General features: G+C 73.8%; 12 protein-coding genes. 7 read left to right on the top strand and 5 right to left on the bottom strand.

What is annotated here, in order from left to right; all coding sequences use genetic code 11:
• Window positions 1-210 precede the first annotated feature (210 nt).
• Window positions 211-894: a hypothetical protein gene (locus ABZ793_RS22430; protein ID WP_357460304.1), complete on the bottom strand. Its 684-nt coding sequence runs from the start codon at window positions 892-894 to the stop codon at window positions 211-213.
• A gap of 69 nt (window positions 895-963) precedes the next feature.
• Between ABZ793_RS22430 and ABZ793_RS22435 the strand changes: the two genes are divergently transcribed.
• The 3 genes from ABZ793_RS22435 to ABZ793_RS22445 are packed head-to-tail and all read left to right on the top strand — an operon-like array spanning window position 964 to window position 5,341.
• Window positions 964-3,582, top strand: coding sequence for a valine--tRNA ligase (locus tag ABZ793_RS22435; protein WP_357460307.1), 2,619 nt, complete (start codon window positions 964-966; stop codon window positions 3,580-3,582).
• Window positions 3,579-4,913 (top strand): folylpolyglutamate synthase/dihydrofolate synthase family protein, encoded by a 1,335-nt coding sequence (locus tag ABZ793_RS22440; RefSeq protein WP_357460310.1) that lies wholly within the window; start codon window positions 3,579-3,581, stop codon window positions 4,911-4,913. The genes ABZ793_RS22435 and ABZ793_RS22440 overlap by 4 nt, the downstream gene beginning before the upstream one ends.
• Window positions 4,910-5,341, top strand: a complete 432-nt coding sequence (locus tag ABZ793_RS22445) for a DUF4233 domain-containing protein (RefSeq protein WP_357460313.1) — start codon at window positions 4,910-4,912, stop codon at window positions 5,339-5,341. Before ABZ793_RS22440 ends, ABZ793_RS22445 begins: the two co-directional genes overlap by 4 nt.
• A 44-nt stretch (window positions 5,342-5,385) precedes the next feature.
• On the opposite strand, the gene ABZ793_RS22450 is transcribed toward ABZ793_RS22445, so the two are convergent.
• Window positions 5,386-6,753 (bottom strand): VOC family protein, encoded by a 1,368-nt coding sequence (locus tag ABZ793_RS22450; RefSeq protein WP_357460316.1) that lies wholly within the window; start codon window positions 6,751-6,753, stop codon window positions 5,386-5,388.
• Window positions 6,754-6,896: 143 nt separating this feature from the next.
• On the opposite strand from ABZ793_RS22450, the gene ndk reads away from it, so the two are divergent.
• On the top strand, window positions 6,897-7,322 hold the full coding sequence (gene ndk / locus ABZ793_RS22455) for a nucleoside-diphosphate kinase (RefSeq protein WP_350684456.1): 426 nt from the start codon (window positions 6,897-6,899) through the stop codon (window positions 7,320-7,322).
• A gap of 54 nt (window positions 7,323-7,376) precedes the next feature.
• Here ndk and sigJ read toward each other — a convergent pair whose 3' ends face one another.
• Window positions 7,377-8,255, bottom strand: coding sequence for an RNA polymerase sigma factor SigJ (sigJ, locus tag ABZ793_RS22460; protein WP_357460320.1), 879 nt, complete (start codon window positions 8,253-8,255; stop codon window positions 7,377-7,379).
• Entirely contained in the window at window positions 8,252-8,692 is a 441-nt protein-coding gene (locus tag ABZ793_RS22465; protein ID WP_357460323.1) for a carboxymuconolactone decarboxylase family protein, read from the bottom strand. The genes sigJ and ABZ793_RS22465 overlap by 4 nt, the downstream gene beginning before the upstream one ends.
• Before the next feature lie 211 nt (window positions 8,693-8,903).
• On the opposite strand from ABZ793_RS22465, the gene ABZ793_RS22470 reads away from it, so the two are divergent.
• The 3 genes from ABZ793_RS22470 (at window position 8,904) to ABZ793_RS22480 (ending at window position 14,938) form a co-directional block, all read left to right on the top strand.
• Complete coding sequence (locus tag ABZ793_RS22470) at window positions 8,904-10,460, top strand: alkaline phosphatase D family protein (protein WP_357460326.1); 1,557 nt, start codon at window positions 8,904-8,906, stop codon at window positions 10,458-10,460.
• Window positions 10,461-10,939: 479 nt separating this feature from the next.
• Complete coding sequence (gene ileS / locus ABZ793_RS22475) at window positions 10,940-14,083, top strand: isoleucine--tRNA ligase (RefSeq protein ID WP_357460328.1); 3,144 nt, start codon at window positions 10,940-10,942, stop codon at window positions 14,081-14,083.
• A 171-nt stretch (window positions 14,084-14,254) separates the two neighbouring features.
• Window positions 14,255-14,938 carry a lysophospholipid acyltransferase family protein gene (locus tag ABZ793_RS22480; RefSeq protein ID WP_357460331.1) on the top strand — a complete coding sequence of 228 codons (684 nt, stop codon included), beginning with the start codon at window positions 14,255-14,257 and terminating at the stop codon, window positions 14,936-14,938.
• A 286-nt stretch (window positions 14,939-15,224) separates the two neighbouring features.
• Here ABZ793_RS22480 and ABZ793_RS22485 read toward each other — a convergent pair whose 3' ends face one another.
• A complete protein-coding gene (locus tag ABZ793_RS22485) occupies window positions 15,225-16,316 on the bottom strand; it encodes a hypothetical protein (protein ID WP_357460507.1) in 1,092 nt (363 codons plus the stop codon).
• Window positions 16,317-16,613: the final 297 nt, after the last annotated feature.

Raw genomic sequence — 16,613 nt, forward strand, 5'->3', positions numbered from 1 at the left:
GGGGGGGGGTGGTGCGGGGCGCGCTGGGCCATTTTCACCTCGCTGACCGCCCGGAGCCGGGCACGGCAGGCCCCACCCCACCCACCCGACACCGCAACAAACGCTCAGACAGCACCCACCGCCCACCCACCGACAACACAACGAGCTCAGGCAGAGGGCCCGCCCCGACCACCCCTGCCCCAACAACCGGACACGGACCCGGGGCAGGCGTCACTTACGGGTCTGTATTTCCTCGCGCATCTCGCGGAACAGCCCGCCGGCGTCGTCGACGGAGCGGCCGGGGAACATCGCCATCACGACGCTGCCGTGGTCGGCCCACCCGCAGACGGCGAAGTCGCCGCCGTCGCCGCTGGTGGTGCCGCATTTCATCACGCCGCCCAGGCGGCCCGCGGGCACCTCCCGCAGCCCCGTCACCTTGCCGGTCTCGTCGGTCAGCAGGCCGAACAGGCTGTCCAGGTCCCGCTCCGGCTGCCAGAGCAGCGTCGTGCCGCCGAAGACGAGCACCGAGCGCTTGTCGTCTGCCGGGTCCCGGTAGACGGTGCCGAAGCTGCCGTCCAGGTCGATGTCGGCGGCGAAGCCGCTGCGCAGGTAGTCCGACGTGCTGCGGGCCCGTTCGCTGTCGTCCCGGACCAGTCCCGCCACCCGGTCCGGGGTTGTCAGGTCCGCGTCCTTCTGCTGGGCCACCCGCCACCCGGCCGTACCGATGGTGGCGGCGCCCGCGAGCCCGACCAGCGCCGCCACGGCCCAGGCCACCCGCCGGCGCCGCGACCGCCCCGCCCGCCGCCCGGTGGCGTGCTCCGGGTCCTGGTTGCTGAGCTGAATGGGCTCGTCGGTCAGGTCGATCGGCTCGGAGCCGTCGTTGACCGGCCGCTCGGTGAGATGTGCGTCGGACATAGCCGACACCGTACGCGAACGGCAGGTGGCGCACGTCGGGTCCGGAGAAGCCCTCCGTAGACTTTCGGGGTGACCGAGAGACTGGATGCCCAACGCCCCGACGCCCCGACCCTGCCCGGCCAGTACCAGCCGGGCGAGGTAGAGCAGCGACGGTACGAGCACTGGGTAGCCGCCGGCCACTTCCGGGCGTCGGCGGAGAGCGACAAGCCCCCCTTCACCATCGTCATCCCGCCGCCGAACGTCACCGGCTCCCTGCACATGGGCCACGCCCTCGACCACACGGTGCAGGACGCGCTGGTGCGGCGTAAGCGGATGCAGGGCTACGAGGCGCTCTGGCTGCCGGGCATGGACCACGCCGGCATCGCCACGCAGAACGTGGTGGAGCGGCAGCTCGCCGCCCAGGGCCTGTCCCGGCACGACCTGGGGCGGGAGCAGTTCGTCGAGCGGGTCTGGCAGTGGAAGGCCGAGTCCGGCGGCGCCATCCTGGGTCAGATGCGCCGTCTCGGCGACTCCGTCGACTGGGACCGCGAGCGCTTCACGATGGACGAGGGGCTGTCGCGCGCCGTACAGACGATCTTCAAGAAGCTGTACGACGACGGCCTGATCTACCGGGCCAACCGGATCATCAACTGGTGCCCCCGGTGCCTGACCGCCCTGTCGGACATCGAGGTGGAGCACACCGACGACGACGGCGAGTTGGTCTCGATCCGCTACAGCGACGAGGTGGTCGTCGCTACCACCCGGGCGGAGACGATGCTCGGCGACACGGCGGTGGCGGTGCACCCGGACGACGAGCGCTACCAGCACCTGATCGGCACCGAGGTCGAGCTGCCGCTGACGGGGCGGCGCATCCCGATCGTGGCCGACGCGCACGTCGACCCGTCCTTCGGCACCGGCATGGTGAAGGTGACCCCGGCGCACGACCCGAACGACTTCGAGATCGGCCAGCGCCACGACCTGCCCGCGCTCACCGTGATGGACGAGCGCGGCGTGATCACCATGCCGGGGCCGTTCGAGGGCCTGGACCGCTTCGAGGCGCGCCCCGCGATCGTCGCGGCGCTGCGCGAGCAGGGCCGGATCGTCTCGGAGAAGCGCCCGTACGTGCACGCGGTGGGCCACTGCTCGCGCTGCCGTACGACGGTCGAGCCGCGGCTGTCGCTGCAGTGGTTCGTGAACACCTCGCCGCTGGCCAAGGCGGCCGGCGACGCCGTACGCGACGGGCGGGTGCGGATCGAGCCGGCCGAGCTGGCCAAGCGGTACTTCGCCTGGGTCGACAACATGCACGACTGGTGCATCTCCCGGCAGCTGTGGTGGGGCCACCGCATCCCCGTCTGGTACGGCCCCGACGGCGAGGTCGTCTGCGTCGGCCCGGACGAGCAGCCGCCCGCCGGGGAGGGCTGGCGTCAGGACGAGGACGTCCTGGACACCTGGTTCTCCAGCGCCCTCTGGCCGTTCTCCACGCTCGGCTGGCCCGAGCAGACGCCTGACCTGGCGAAGTTCTATCCGACGAGCGTCCTGGTCACCGGCTACGACATCCTCTTCTTCTGGGTCGCCCGGATGATGATGTTCGGCCTGTACGCGATGGACGGCCGGCAGCCGTTCGACGTGGTGGCCCTGCACGGCATGGTCCGCGACCAGTTCGGCAAGAAGATGTCGAAGTCGTTCGGCAACGTGGTCGATCCGCTGGACTGGATCGACCGCTTCGGCGCCGACGCCACCCGGTTCACCCTGGCCCGGGGCGGCAACCCCGGGCAGGACGTGCCGGTGAGCGAGGAGTGGTGCCAGGGCTCCCGCAACTTCTGCAACAAGCTCTGGAACGCCACCCGCTTCGCGCTGATGAACGGCGCGCACACCGACGGCCCGCTGCCGGCCGCCGAGCAGCTGTCGACCGTCGACCGGTGGATCCTGTCCCGGCTGGCGCACGTCACCGCCGAGGTGGACGAGCAGTTCGAGGCGTACGAGTTCGCGAAGGTGTGCGACCTGCTGTACCACTTCGCCTGGGACGACGTCTGCGACTGGTACGTGGAGCTGACCAAGCCGGTGCTCGCCGAGGGGGGCGCGGCCGCCGAGGCCACCCGCCGGGTGCTCGGGCACGTGCTGGACCAGCTGCTGCGGCTGCTGCACCCGATCATCCCGTTCGTCACCGAGGAACTGTGGATCGCGCTCACGGGGGGCGAGACGGTGATGACGGCCGCCTGGCCGGCGGCCGACCGTACCCTCGTCGACGACGCCGCGGAGGCCGAGGTCGGCACCGTCCAGCGGGTGGTGACCGAGATCCGGCGGTTCCGCTCGGACCAGGGGCTGCGCCCGACGCAGCGGGTCGCCGCCCGGCTCGACGGCCTGGCCGCCGCGGGCATCGCCGCGCACGAGCCGCTCATCCGGTCGCTGGTGCGGCTGGACCCGGCCGGCGACGGCTTCCAGGCCAGCGCGACCCTCGCCATGCCGGGCGAGGTGAGCGTGGCCCTGGACACCCGGGGGTCGATCGACGTGGCCGCCGAGCGGGCCCGGCTCACCAAGGACCGGGCGGCCGCCGAGAAGGAGGCCGCGCAGGCCCGGGCCAAGCTCGACAACCCCGCGTTCGTCGGCAAGGCGCCGGAACCGGTGGTCGCCAAGATCCGCGACCGCCTCGCCGTCGCCGAGGCCGACCTGGTCCGCATCGACGCCGCTCTGGAGGCGCTGCCCTCGTGACCGACCGCACCGATTTCGCCGCCGCCGAGGCCGAGCTGGCGGGCCGCGGGTTCACCCGCATGGCCTTCGAGCTGGACAAGATCGAGTCGCTGCTGGACCTGCTCGGCAGCCCGCAGCGGGCGTACCCGTCGATCCACCTGACCGGCACCAACGGCAAGACCTCGACGGCCCGGATGATCGACTCGCTGTTGCGGGCGTTCGGGCTGCACACCGGCCGCTACACCAGCCCGCACCTGGAGACCGTCCGGGAGCGGATCAGCCTGGACGGCGAGCCGGTGGGCGAGGAGCGGTTCACCGCCACGTACCGGGAGGTCGAGCCGCTGGCCCGGCTGGTGGACGAGCGCTCGGCGGAGCCGCTGACGTACTTCGACATGACCACCGCGCTGGCGTTCGCGACGTTCGCCGACGCCCCGGTGGACGTGGCGGTGGTCGAGGTGGGCCTGGGCGGCGCCGAGGACGCGACCAACGTGATCCAGGCCGGGGTGTGCGTGCTCACCCCGATCGGGCTGGACCACACCGAGTGGCTGGGCGACACCATCCAGGACATCGCGCTGGCCAAGGCGGGCATCGTCCACTCCGGCGCGACGGTCATCTCCGCCGCGCAGGAGGAGGAGGCGGCCCGGCCGATCCTGGAACGCTGCGCCGAGGTCGGCGCGACCATCGCCCGGGAGGGCTCCGAGTTCGGGGTGCTCCGGCGGGCGGTCGCCGTCGGCGGGCAGGTGCTCACCCTGCAGGGCCTCGGCGGCGTCTACGAGGAGGTCTTCATCCCGCTGCACGGCGCCCACCAGGCGCAGAACGCGGCGGTGGCGTTGGCGGCGGTGGAGGCGTTCCTCGGCGCCGGCGCGAAGCGGCAGCTCGACGTCGAGACCGTCCGGGAGGGGTTCGCCACGGCCACCTCGCCCGGCCGCCTCGAGCGGGTACGCAGCGCGCCGACCATCCTGCTCGACGGTGCGCACAACCCGCACGGCATGGCCGCCACGGTGACCGCGTTGCAGGAGGAGTTCGCGTTCAGCAAGCTGGTGGCGGTCGTCGGCGTCCTCGGCGACAAGGACGCGGCCAGCCTGCTGGAACTGCTGGAGCCGGTGGTCGACCAGGTCGTGGTGACCCGGAACAGCTCGCCTCGGGCGATGCCGGCCCGGGAACTCGCCGCGCTGGCCGCCGAGGTCTTCGGCCCCGACCGGGTCGAGGTCGCCGAGGAGATGCCGGACGCGATCGAGACGGCGGTGGCGATGGCCGAGGAGGACGTACCGGGGGAGCTGAGCGGGGTCGGGGTGTTGGTCACCGGATCGGTGGTGACCGTGGCCGACGCCCGTCGGCTGCTGAAGCGATGACCGGCCCGGTGCGGGGCACCGCGGGCGACGACCGCCCGGAGGGCACGGCTGCCGGGGGTGACCCGGGCCGTCCGCCGGCGGGTGGGCCGCGACGGTCCGGACTGCGGAACCCGGAGCGGGCGGTGCGCGGGCTGGGGGCCGGCACGCTGATCCTGGAGGCGCTGGTGCTGGTCCTGGCCATCCAGCCGATCCGCATGGTCGGCGGCGACCTGGGTGGCGCGGCGATCGGCGCGGTCCTGGCGCTGGCCGTGGCGGCGGTGCTGCTGGCCGGCATGATGCGCCGGCCGTGGGCCTGGCACGCCGGCACCGCCCTGCAGGGACTGCTGATGCTGGCCGGCCTGCTGCACTGGTCGCTGCTCGCGTTGGGCGTCGTCTTCGCCCTGGTCTGGGCCTACGCCCTGCACGTCCGCCGGGTCATCCTCGGCTGACGGGCTGACGGGCTGACGGGTCAGGCGTCAGCCCGTCGGCGGGGTCAGGCGTCGGCGCGTTCGCGCCACTGGGTGAGGGCGATGCCGTGGCCGTCCGGGTCGCGGAAGGCGGCCGCCCACACCTCCAGCTTCGTGCCCCGGTTGACCACCCGGGGGGCGTACGTGAACCGGACGCCGGACCCGCGCAGCCGCTCGTACGCGGAGTCGATGTCGTCCACCTCGAGGTTGACGTGCACCAGGCGGCGGCTGATCGGCGCCGCCTCGGTCACCTCCCGCAGCACCAGCCGGGTCGTCCCGAAGGCGAGGACGGCGTTGCCGGAGCCCCGGTCGACCTCGCTGAAGCCCAGGTCCCGGTAGAAGGCCAGCGAGCGCGGCAGGTCGGTGACCAGCAGCGTCAGGCCCACCCCGGCGATCGGCGCGCCGAGATCGTCCTCGTCCTCCACGACCCCGGTGGTCCCGTCGCCGGCGCCGGTGGTCGCCTCGGGGCCGAAGATCGCCTCGTCCAGCTCCTCCGGGCTGATCCGCTCCTCGCGCGCCCGGGGCAGGATCGGGTCGTCCAGGGGCAGGTCGATCGGGTCGAGCGGCTCCGCCGGCGCGGGCGGGTCGGTGGGCCCGCCGGCCGGGGCCGGCGGGTCGAACCGCTCCTCGGCCGGCGGGCGGGGCGTCGGGGTGGCCCGGCGTGGCAGGGTGCCGGTCGTGGACTGCTCGACGAGGGTGCCCTCCAGCACGACCGGCCCGCCGGGGCGCTGGTGCACCACGACGGGCTCGCGCTCCTCCGGGCGCCTGACGGGCTCCCCGCCGAGCGGATCACCGAGTGGATCGCCCAGCGGGTCGACCAGCGGCTCGCGGAAGTCGTCCCGGAAGTCGTCGTCCGGCGCACGGTCGGCCCACGGCGGCGCCTCCTGCTGGAGCAGCACGTCGTCCAGCGGATCCGGGCCCGCGTACTCGGGCGGGAGGTCGGCGGCGACGGTGGCGGCGGACTCGGCGTGGGTGGGCACCTCGTCCCAGAGCACCCGGACGTGCCGCTGGTCGTCCAGGGCCACCCGGATCGGCAGCGTCTGCCCCAGCGACGGCCACTTCGCCACCGGCACCCGCGGCTCGATGATCTTCTTGGACCGGGGCGGCAGACCCGGCGCGTCGATCACCAGTTGCAGCTCGCAGCGGCCGAAGGCGTACTGGGTGGGCGGCTCGGAGGCGCTGTGCACGTGGCCCACGCCGACCACCCAGGTGCGCCCGCCGCCGCGCACGGTGGCCAGCGCGATGGCCAGCACCAGCAGGGCGGCTCCGAGCGCCACGATGGCCCAGCTGGTCATGCCCAGCCCGAAGAGGATCACGAAGGTGGCCACGGTGCCGAGCACCGCGGCGATCAGCTTGCGTACCGGCGCGATGGGCCGGTTCCCGCCATTCGCCACTGTGGACCTCCCGGGGGTCAAGGGCCAGGCTAGGCCGGATCGGCCGCCGGGGGAAAGACCGGCCGCCGCGCCGGCGCCGGGACCGGGTCGCTAGGCTGACCGTACCCAGCCCGGCCGCCTTCCGCGCACAGGAGGAACCCAGCGTGTCCAGCAGCAGCCCCGATGAGCGCACCCTCGTACTGATCAAGCCCGACGCGGTCCGCCGCGGGCTGGTCGGCGAGGTGATCTCCCGCTTCGAGCGCAAGGGGTTGCGGATCGACGCGATGGTGTCCCGGACCATGGACGCCGCGCTGGCCGACGAGCACTACGCCGAGCACGTGGACAAGCCGTTCTACCCGCCGCTGAAGGACTTCATGACCGGCGGTCCGCTGGTGGCGCTGGTGCTCTCCGGCGACCAGGTCATCGACGTGGTGCGGGGGCTGGTCGGGTCGACCGACGGGCGCAAGGCGGCGGCCGGCACGATCCGCGGCGACCTCTCGCTGTCCAACCGCGAGAACCTGGTGCACGCCTCCGACTCGCCGGACAGCGCGAAGCGCGAGATCGCGCTCTGGTTCCCCGAGCTGGGCTGACGGCCGACCGACGCCGCGAGCAACGGTCGTGCCGGGCCCGGCACGACCGTCCGGTCAGGCCGTCCACGGCAGCTTGTCCGGGTTGCCGACCACGTAGAACCCGGTGATCCGGCCGCCGGCGGCGCCCAGGGTCAGCGCGTACCTGCCGCCGTCGGGGCGGATGATCAGGGCGGCCGGCTGGCCGTTGAGTTCCAGCCGGCGCGCGGTGAAGTGTCGGCCCGGGCCGTACAGGCCGGCGAAGAAGCGGGCGACCCGGTCCGCGCCGGTGACCGGGTTGCGCGCCGCCTTGACCCGGCCGCCGCCGTCGGTCCAGGCGGTGGCGTCCCTCGCCACGAGCCCGGTCAACGCGGTCAGGTCACCGTCGCGGGCGGCGGCGAGGAAGGCGTCCAGCAGCCGTTCCTGCTCGGCCCGGCCGGCGGTGAACCGCCGCCGGTCCTGCCCGATCCGGGCCACCGCCCGGTGGTGCAGCTGCCGGCAGTCCGCCACCGACCGGTCCAGGATCTCCGCGATCTCGGCGTACGGCAGGTCGAAGGCGGTGTGCAGCACGTAGACCGCGCGCTCCGGCGGGGTGAGGCGTTCCAGCAGGTGCAGCAGGGCGGTGGAGAGCGAGTCGCGCAGCTCGACGGAGTCCAGCGGCCCGAACGGTGACGGCGCGGTCGGCACCGGCTCGGGCAGCCACGGTCCGACGTACGTCTCCCGGGCGGCCCGCCGGGCGCGCAGCCGGTCCAGCGCCAGGTGGGTGACGACCCGGGACAGGTAGCGGCGCGGCTCGGCGACCGCCGCCCGGTCCGCCCCCAGCCAGCGCAGGTACGCCTCCTGGAGCACGTCCTCCGCGTCGTGCCGGCTGCCGAGCAGGCGGTACGCCAGACCGAGCAGCATCGGCCGGTGCGCCTCGAGCGCACCGGCCGCCTGCGTCGCGTCGGTGACCGTCACACGTCCGTCGGGAGATCGGTCCGGCAGGTCACGGCGATGCGGTTCCACACGTTGATTGTCGCGATGGCCATCAGCAGGTCGACCAGCTCCCTCTCGGGCCACACCTTCGCCGCCGCGTCCCAGACCTCGTCGGGCACCCCGTGCTCGCCGAGGCGGGTCACCGCGTCGGTGAGCGCCAGCGCGGTCCGCTCCCGCTCGTCGAAGAAGGGCGCCTCCCGCCAGGTGGAGACCGCGAAGAGCCGCCGGCTCGACTCGCCCTCGGCGAGCGCGTCCCGGCTGTGCATGTCGACGCAGAACGCGCAGCCGTTCAGCATCGACGCCCGGAGCTTCACCAGGTGGAGCACGGTGTGGTCGACGTTGGCCCGGACGTACTTCTCCAGCCCCAGGACGGCGTGGTACGCCTCCGGCGCCACCTCGGCCGCGTTGATCCGCTGCATGACAACCTCCCTGATCCGTGGTGGTGACACCGACACGACGACGCGACGGGGGCTCGGCGTGACGGTCCGGGCTGTGACGCTGGTCATGTCGGCCGGGCCACCCCGGACCGACCCGGACCACCGGAGTTCCGGCCCCGGTCACCCGGCACGCCGCCGCCGGTCATCTCCGCCCGGTAGACCCACGAGGGCAGTCCCCGATCCGGGAGGAACGATGACCGAACTTGACCGACGTACGTTGCTGCGCGCCGGCCTGATCGCAGGTGCCGGTGTCGCGGGCGGCGCCCTGCTCGGCGCGCCCGCCGCGCCCGCCGCACCGGCCTGGCGGCCGACCGGCCGACCGGTGCTCACCCACGGCGTGCAGAGCGGTGACGTGACCGCGGACTCGGCGCTGGTCTGGACCCGCGCCGACCGTCCCGGCCGGATGCTGGTGGAGGTGAGCCGCCGGCCGGACTTCCGCGGCGCCCGGCGGGTACGCGGACCGGTGCTCGACCCGACCGGCGACCTCACCGGCAAGGTGCGGCTGCGCGGGTTGCCCGGTGGCGAGCGGTTGCACTACCGGGTCCGGGTGGAGAGCCTGGACCGGCCGGGGCTGGCCAGCGAACCGGTGACCGGCGCGCTGACCACCGCCCCCGACCGGCACGACCGCCGGGACGTCCGGTTCGTCTGGACCGGTGACATCGCCGGGCAGGGCTGGGGCATCGCCCCGGACTTCGGCGGCATGTCGATCTTCCGGGCCATGCGGGCCACCCGGCCCGACTTCTTCCTGTGCAGCGGCGACACCGTCTACGCCGACGGCCCGCTCGCCGAGACGGTGACCCTGCCCGACGGGCGGGTCTGGCGCAACCTGGTCACCCCGGAGAAGAGCAAGGTCGCCGAGACGCTGGCCGAGTACCGGGGGCAGTTCGCGTACAACCTGCTCGACGAGCACCTGCGCGCGTTCGTGGCGGAGGTGCCGCAGATCAACCAGTGGGACGACCACGAGGTGACCAACAACTGGTACCCGGGGGAGATCCTGACCGACGCGCGGTACACCGAGCGCCGCGTCGACGTGCTCGCCGCCCGGGCCCGGCAGGCGTTCGACGAGTGGCTGCCGGCGCCGGTCGACGGGCCGCGGTACCGGCGGCTGTCGTACGGGTCGCGGCTGGACGTCTTCGTGCTGGACATGCGGACCTGGAAGGACCCCAACGACGGCAACACCTACGCCGACCCGGCGCGTGGCCTGCTCGGCCGGGAACAGCGGGAGTGGTTGATCCGGGAACTGACCCGGTCCCCGGCCACCTGGAAGGTGATCGCCGCCGACCTGCCGATCGGGCTGGTGGTGCCGGACGGGGCCACCGCCCAGGAGGGCGTCGCGCAGGGTGACCCGGGCGCGCCGGCCGGGCGGGAACTGGAGTTCGCGCAGGTGCTCGGCGCGGCGCACCGGGCCGGGGTGACCGGGATCGTCTTCCTCACCGCCGACGTGCACTACACCGCCGCGCACCACTACGACCCGGCCCGGGCGTCGGTCGCCGAGTTCACCCCGTTCTGGGAGTTCGTCTCGGGGCCGGCGCACGCCGGCGCGTTCGGCCCGAACGCCCTGGACGGCACGTTCGGCCCGAAGGCGGTCTTCGTCAACGCCCCGCCGCGGGCCAACACCTCCCCGGCCGAGGGCTTCCAGCACTTCGGTGAGGTCGCCGTCGACGGCGCGTCCGGCGCCTTCACCGTCCACCTGCGCGACCGCGACGGGGTCTCCCTCTGGACGACCACCCTGCCCGCCCCGACCCGCTGACCTCGCCGCCGTCGGTCGACCCTGAGGCTGTCGCCACCACCCGCCCGCGTCGACCGTGACAGCCTCACGGTCGACGCGGGTGGGATCAGAGGGCCGGGTACCGGCCAGGGTCGGCTCGTCCCACCGGATCCGGATCACCCGGCCAGCCCAGGGGGCGGCCGGCGCGGGGACCGAGGTGGCGGCGCCACGAGCGGTCGCCGTTACTCGGCGGCGATCCCGGCGGGCGGTCGGGTAACCTTGACGGCCGTAAGGCGATGACCCGGCCATCACCGGCGAGCCTCCGGAAGAACAGCCGGGTGACCGGCCCAGTAGAACCGGACGGGTCCGGCCCGTCACAGCCGGCCAACGAGCGGGCGGTCGATCCTGACCGCCAAGCGGGGTGGTACCGCGGGCCACCCGGGGCGCCGGCACGGCGTACCGGATCGGCTCGTCCTCGCAGACCCACACGACCGTGAGCTGCGCGAGGAGAGCGACCCCCGATGGCCTATCCGTTGCACGACCCGACCGCCGCCGTCCCGGCGAGCCCGGACCTGCCCGCGGTCGAACGCCGGGTCCTGGAGCACTGGACGGCCGACAAGACCTTCGAGGCCAGCGTCGAGGCCCGTCCCGCCGGCACGGACGGGAAGAACGAGTACGTCTTCTACGACGGCCCGCCGTTCGCCAACGGCCTGCCGCACTACGGCCACCTCTTCACCGGCTACGTCAAGGACGTGGTGCCGCGCTACCAGACCATGCGCGGGCGCCGGGTGGAGCGGCGCTTCGGCTGGGACTGCCACGGCCTGCCCGCCGAGGTGGTCGCCGAGAAGCAGCTCGGCATCACCAGCAAGGCGGAGATCCTCGACCTGGGCGTGGCCCGGTTCAACGAGGCGTGCCGCACCTCGGTGCTGGAGTTCACCCAGGACTGGGAGCGCTACGTCACCCGGCAGGCCCGCTGGGTCGACTTCGCCAACGACTACAAGACCCTCGACCTGGACTACATGGAAAGCGTCATGTGGGCCTTCAAGACCCTGCACGACAAGGGCCTGGTCTACGAGGGCTTCCGGGTGCTGGCCTACTGCTGGCGCTGCGAGACGCCGTTGTCGAACACCGAGACCCGGATGGACGACGTCTACCGGGACCGGCACGACCCGACGCTGTCGGTGTGGTTCGAGTTGACCCCCGACGAGAGCGCGCCGGAGCTGGTGCGCGGGCCGGTGCGGCTCGGCGTCTGGACCACCACGCCGTGGACCCTGCCGTCCAACCTCGCGCTCGCCGTCGGCCCCGACATCGAGTACGCGGTGCTGGAGCGCGACGGGCAGCGGTACGTCGTCGGGGCGGCCCGGCTGGCCGCGTACGCCAAGGAGCTGGAGGGGTACGAGCAGGTCGGCACCGTCTCCGGCCGCGACCTCGTCGGCCGCCGCTACACCCCGCTGTTCGACTTCCTCGTCGAGCAGGCGGGCCCGAACGCCTACCAGGTGCTCGGCGCGGAGTTCGTCACCACCGAGGACGGCACCGGGATCGTGCACCTGGCCCCGGCGTTCGGCGAGGACGACCAGAACACCTGCAACGCCGCCGGCATCCCGACCATCGTCACGGTGGACGACCACACCCGGTTCACCGCGCTGGTCCCGCCGTACCAGGGCGAGCAGGTGTTCGACGTCAACAAGCCGGTGATCCGGGAGCTGAAGGAGCGGGGGGTGGTGCTCAAGCAGGACACCTACACCCACTCGTACCCGCACTGCTGGCGTTGCGACACCCCGCTGGTCTACAAGGCGGTGTCGTCGTGGTTCGTCGCAGTGACGCAGTTCAAGGACCGGATGGTCGAGCTGAACCAGCAGATCAACTGGACCCCGGGGCACATCAAGGACGGCTCGTTCGGCAAGTGGCTGGCCAACGCCCGCGACTGGTCGATCAGCCGGAACCGGTTCTGGGGCTCGCCGATCCCGGTGTGGAAGTCCGACGACCCGAACTACCCGCGCCTGGACGTCTACGGCTCCCTGGAGGAGATCGAGCGGGACTTCGGCGTACGCCTGACCGACCTGCACCGGCCGGCGGTGGACGAGCTGGTCCGTCCCAACCCGGACGACCCGACGGGGAAGTCGATGATGCGCCGGGTGCCGGAGGTGCTGGACTGCTGGTTCGAGTCCGGCTCGATGCCGTTCGCCCAGGTGCACTACCCGTTCGAGAACCGCGACTGGTTTGAGCACCACTACCCGGGCGACTTCATCGTCGAGTACATCGGGCAGACCCGCGGCTGGTTCTACACGATGCACGTGCTGGCCACCGCGCTGTTCGACCGGCCGGCGTTCCGCAACTGCCTCAGCCACGGCATCCTGCTCGGCTCCGACGGGCGCAAGATGTCCAAGAGCCTGCGCAACTACCCGGACGTCTACCACGTGTTCGACTCGTACGGCTCGGACGCGATGCGCTGGATGCTGATGTCCTCGCCGGTGCTGCGCGGCGGTGACATGGCGGTCACCGAGTCGGGCATCCGGGACGCCGTCCGGCAGGTGCTGCTGCCGCTGTGGAACGTCTGGTACTTCTTCTCGCTCTACGCCAACGCCGACGGCTACACCGCGAGGCGGCGGGTGGACTCCACCCACCTGCTCGACCGGTACGTGCTGGCGAAGACGAACGAGCTGGTGTCCACCGTCGGCGCGCAGATGGACGCGTACGACATCTCCGGTGCCTGCGCCACCGTGCGGTCCTACCTGGACGCGCTGACCAACTGGTACGTCCGGCGCTCCCGGGACCGGTTCTGGTCGGGTGACGCGGACGCGTTCGACACGCTCTGGACGGTGCTGGAGACGCTGTGCCGGGTGGTGGCGCCGCTGGCGCCGCTGACCGCGGAGGAGATCTGGCGCGGGCTGACCGGCGAGCGGTCGGTGCACCTGGCCGACTGGCCGGACGCGGCGCAGTTCCCGGCCGACCACGAGCTGGTCGCCGCGATGGACGCCACCCGGGCGGTCGCCTCGGCGGCGCTGTCGCTGCGCAAGGCCAAGGGGCTGCGGGTGCGGCTGCCGCTGTCGAAGCTGACCGTCGCCTCCCCGGCGGCGGAGCAGCTGCGGCCCTTCGCCGACCTGGTCGCCGACGAGGTCAACGTGAAGGCGGTGGAGTTCACCGGTGAGGTGTCCGCGTACTGCCAGCAGGTGCTGACGGTGGTGCCGCGCGCGCTCGGCCCCCGGGTCGGCAAGCAGGTCCAGCAGGTCATCAAGGCGGTCAAGGCGGGCGAGTGGGAGCTGGTCGACGGCGCCCCGGTGGCCGCCGGCATCACCCTCGCCGAGGGCGAGTACGAGCTGCGCCTGGTCGCCGCCGACGCCGAGCACTCCGCGCCGCTGCCCGGCGGCGAGGGCGTGGTCGTGCTGGACACGGAGGTCACCCCCGAGCTGGCCGCCGAGGGGCTGGCGCGGGACGTCGTCCGGGTGGTGCAGCAGGCCCGCCGGGACGCCGACCTGGACGTCTCCGACCGGATCGCGCTGCTGCTGTCGGCCTCCGAGGAGGTGCGCGCGGCGGTGGCCGGGTACACCGACTTCGTCGCCCGGGAGGTGCTGGCCGACTCCGTCGACTTCGCCGACGGGGTGGCGGGCTTCACCGGCGAGGTCGGCGAGGGCGACCGGGTGACGGTCGCCGTCCGGCGGGTATGAGGCATTGAGACGGTGGCGGTCCGGCGTGCTCCGCCGGGCCGCCACCACCGGCCCCGCCCGCGCCCGACAGGCCCGCTCACCAGCCGGCCGGCACCGCCACCCCCGCGGGGCCACGTGGACCCGTCCGCTACCGTGACACCGCCTGCCCGCACACGATCCGCCGGAGGACCAGTGCCCCTGCTCTACACCATCGGCAAGCTCACCGTGGCGCCCGCGCTCCGGTTGGCCTTCCGTCCGACCGTGGAGGGGTTGGAGCACATCCCGGAGACCGGTGGTGCGATCTTCGCGGGCAACCACCTCTCCGTCGCCGACGAGCTCTTCCTCGGCACGGTCGTGCCCCGACACCTGGCGTTCTGGGCCAAGTCGGAGTACTTCAAGGGCACCGGGCCGAAGGGCGCCTTCTCCAAGTTCGTGCTCACCGGCCTGGGGGCCATCCCGGTCGAGCGGGCCGGCGGCCGGGCGGCGCTGGCCGCGTTCGACGCCGCCATCCCGGTGCTCAAGGCCGGCGACCTGGTCGCCGTCTATCCCGAGGGGACCCGCTCGCCGGACGGCCGGCTCTACCGGGGGCGCACCGGCGCGGCCCGGCTGGCGGTGGCGGCCGGCGTGCCGGTCATCCCGGTCGGCATGATCGGCACCGACAAGGCCCAGCCCATCGGCACCCGGGTGCCCCGTCCCGGCCGCGCCAAGATCACCGTACGGTTCGGCAAGCCGCTGGACTTCACCGGCCGGCCGGACGACCGCACGTCGCTGCGGGAGATCACCGACGAGATCATGACCGAGATCCAGAAGCTCACCGGCCAGGAGTACGTGCCCCGCTACGCCCCGCCCCGCGCGCAGCAGCCGCACGCCGGCTGAGCTGTCACGGTGCGGCGTCGCCGCGCCGCTTCTCCTGGCGGACGACGTCGTCCACGTCGCCGGGCCGGCCGAGCTGGGCGATGGCGCGGGCCATCCGCGCGTTGGGCGGGATCCGGTCGCGGTTGCGGGCCAGGAAGGCCCGGTAGCCGGCGGTGTACGGGCACGCGTGCTCGCCGACTCGGGTTGTACCGGCAGCCGCCGCAGTAGTCGCTCATCCGGTTGACGAACGCCGCGACATGCCCGGATTGTCCCCCGGAACCGGCCGCCCGGGGGAAGAAGGCCCTGCTCAGCCCTGCTTGGGGGTGACGATCTGCTCCCGCAGGGTGCCGAGCAGGGCGGCGCTGTCGTCGACGGAGAGCCGGGTGAAGACCGCGGTGGCGATGCTGCCGTGGTCGACGGAGGTGCAGACCACCACGTCGTCGCCGTCGACGCGGCCCACCGCGCAACGCCCGTGCCGGCCGCGTACGCCGGTGTCGACCTCCTGCGCCTCGCCCAGGGAGTACTGCCCGGTGAGCCGGGTGATCTCGTCCTGCGCGTCCGACTCGGGGGTGAACCGGAAACCGGTGCCGCCGAAGACCGTCACCCGCTTGCCGCCGGACGTGCCGTAGACGCCGGCGAAGGTGTCCTCGGCCAGCCAGTGCGCCTTGCGTACCTCGGCCTCCAGTTGCCTGGCGGTCTCCTTGCTGCGGTTGTCGTCGCGCAGCCGCAGGTCGGCCACCTCGGCGGGCAGGGCGGCGCTGGCCGGGTACTGCGTGACCATCGGCGTCCCGTAGTAGGCCGGGCAGCCACAGCAGCAGAGCAGGGTCAGCAGCAGCACCCACGGCCAGCGGCGACGCTTGCGGACGGCGACCGGGACGTACCCCTTGGGGGCCTGGAAGCCGGGCGGCGGCCCGGCCGGCGGCGTCTTCGCCCGCCGCTGCCTCGGCGGCGCGGGCGGCGGCGGCGGGGCAGGCGTCGGCCGCACCGGGACGGGTGCCCGGGAGACCGGCGGCGGGGCCGGGTACGCGACCGGCGGCGGCGACACCGGGTAGGCGACCGGCGGCGGGGCGGAACGCGGCGGGGGCGGCGGCGCGGGGGAGCGGACGGGCGGTGCCGGCGGCACGGGGTGTGACCGGGCCGGCGGCGCGGCCGGGTACGACAGCGTCGGTGGCAGCGGCGGCAGCTCGGCCGGCGGCAGGTCCCACCCGCCGGTGTCCGCGCCGGCCCACGGGTCCACCGGGGTGCGGTGCTCGGGCGGCTCCGCCGGGCTCGGCGGCACCGGCGTGGGCTCGGCCGACTCGCCCCAGGACCGCTTGCGCGGCGGCGGGGGAGGGACGGGCGCGGAGCCGCTCCACCGGGGCGCGGGCGGCGCGGCCGGCTGCTCGTCGGCGGGGAGCATGCGGGTGCCCTGCGGTCCGGCCGTCGGGCGGTCGGCCGGCGGTTCGTCGGCGGGGAGCATGCGGGTGCCCTCCGGACCGGCCGCCGGGCGGTCCGCCGCGGGCCGGTCGGCGGGGAGCGGGCGGGTGCCCTCCGGACCGGCGACGGCGGCGCCCTCCGCTCCGGCGACGGCCTCCGCTCCGGCGACGGCCTCCGCTCCGGCGGCGTCGGAGCCCTCCGGTCCGCCGGTGAGGGCGCCGTCCGGGGCGGTGGCGGTGTCCTGCCGGGCGTCGGCGGTGCCCTGCGGAGCGGCGGCGTC

Origin of the sequence: Micromonospora sp. NPDC047465 (assembly GCF_040643125.1) — a bacterium.
Classification (GTDB): Bacteria; Actinomycetota; Actinomycetes; order Mycobacteriales; family Micromonosporaceae; genus Micromonospora.

Bases quoted from the DNA above. Each gene is read 5' to 3' on its own strand.
- ABZ793_RS22430 (WP_357460304.1), bottom strand. From the start codon at position 894: ATGTCCGACGCACATCTCACCGAGCGGCCGGTCAACGACGGCTCCGAG.
- ABZ793_RS22445 (WP_357460313.1), top strand. From the start codon at position 4,910: ATGACCGGCCCGGTGCGGGGCACCGCGGGCGACGACCGCCCGGAGGGC.
- ABZ793_RS22465 (WP_357460323.1), bottom strand. From the start codon at position 8,692: ATGCAGCGGATCAACGCGGCCGAGGTGGCGCCGGAGGCGTACCACGCC.
- ABZ793_RS22470 (WP_357460326.1), top strand. From the start codon at position 8,904: ATGACCGAACTTGACCGACGTACGTTGCTGCGCGCCGGCCTGATCGCA.
- ileS (WP_357460328.1), top strand. From the start codon at position 10,940: ATGGCCTATCCGTTGCACGACCCGACCGCCGCCGTCCCGGCGAGCCCG.
- ABZ793_RS22485 (WP_357460507.1), bottom strand. From the start codon at position 16,316: ATGCTCCCCGCCGACGAGCAGCCGGCCGCGCCGCCCGCGCCCCGGTGG.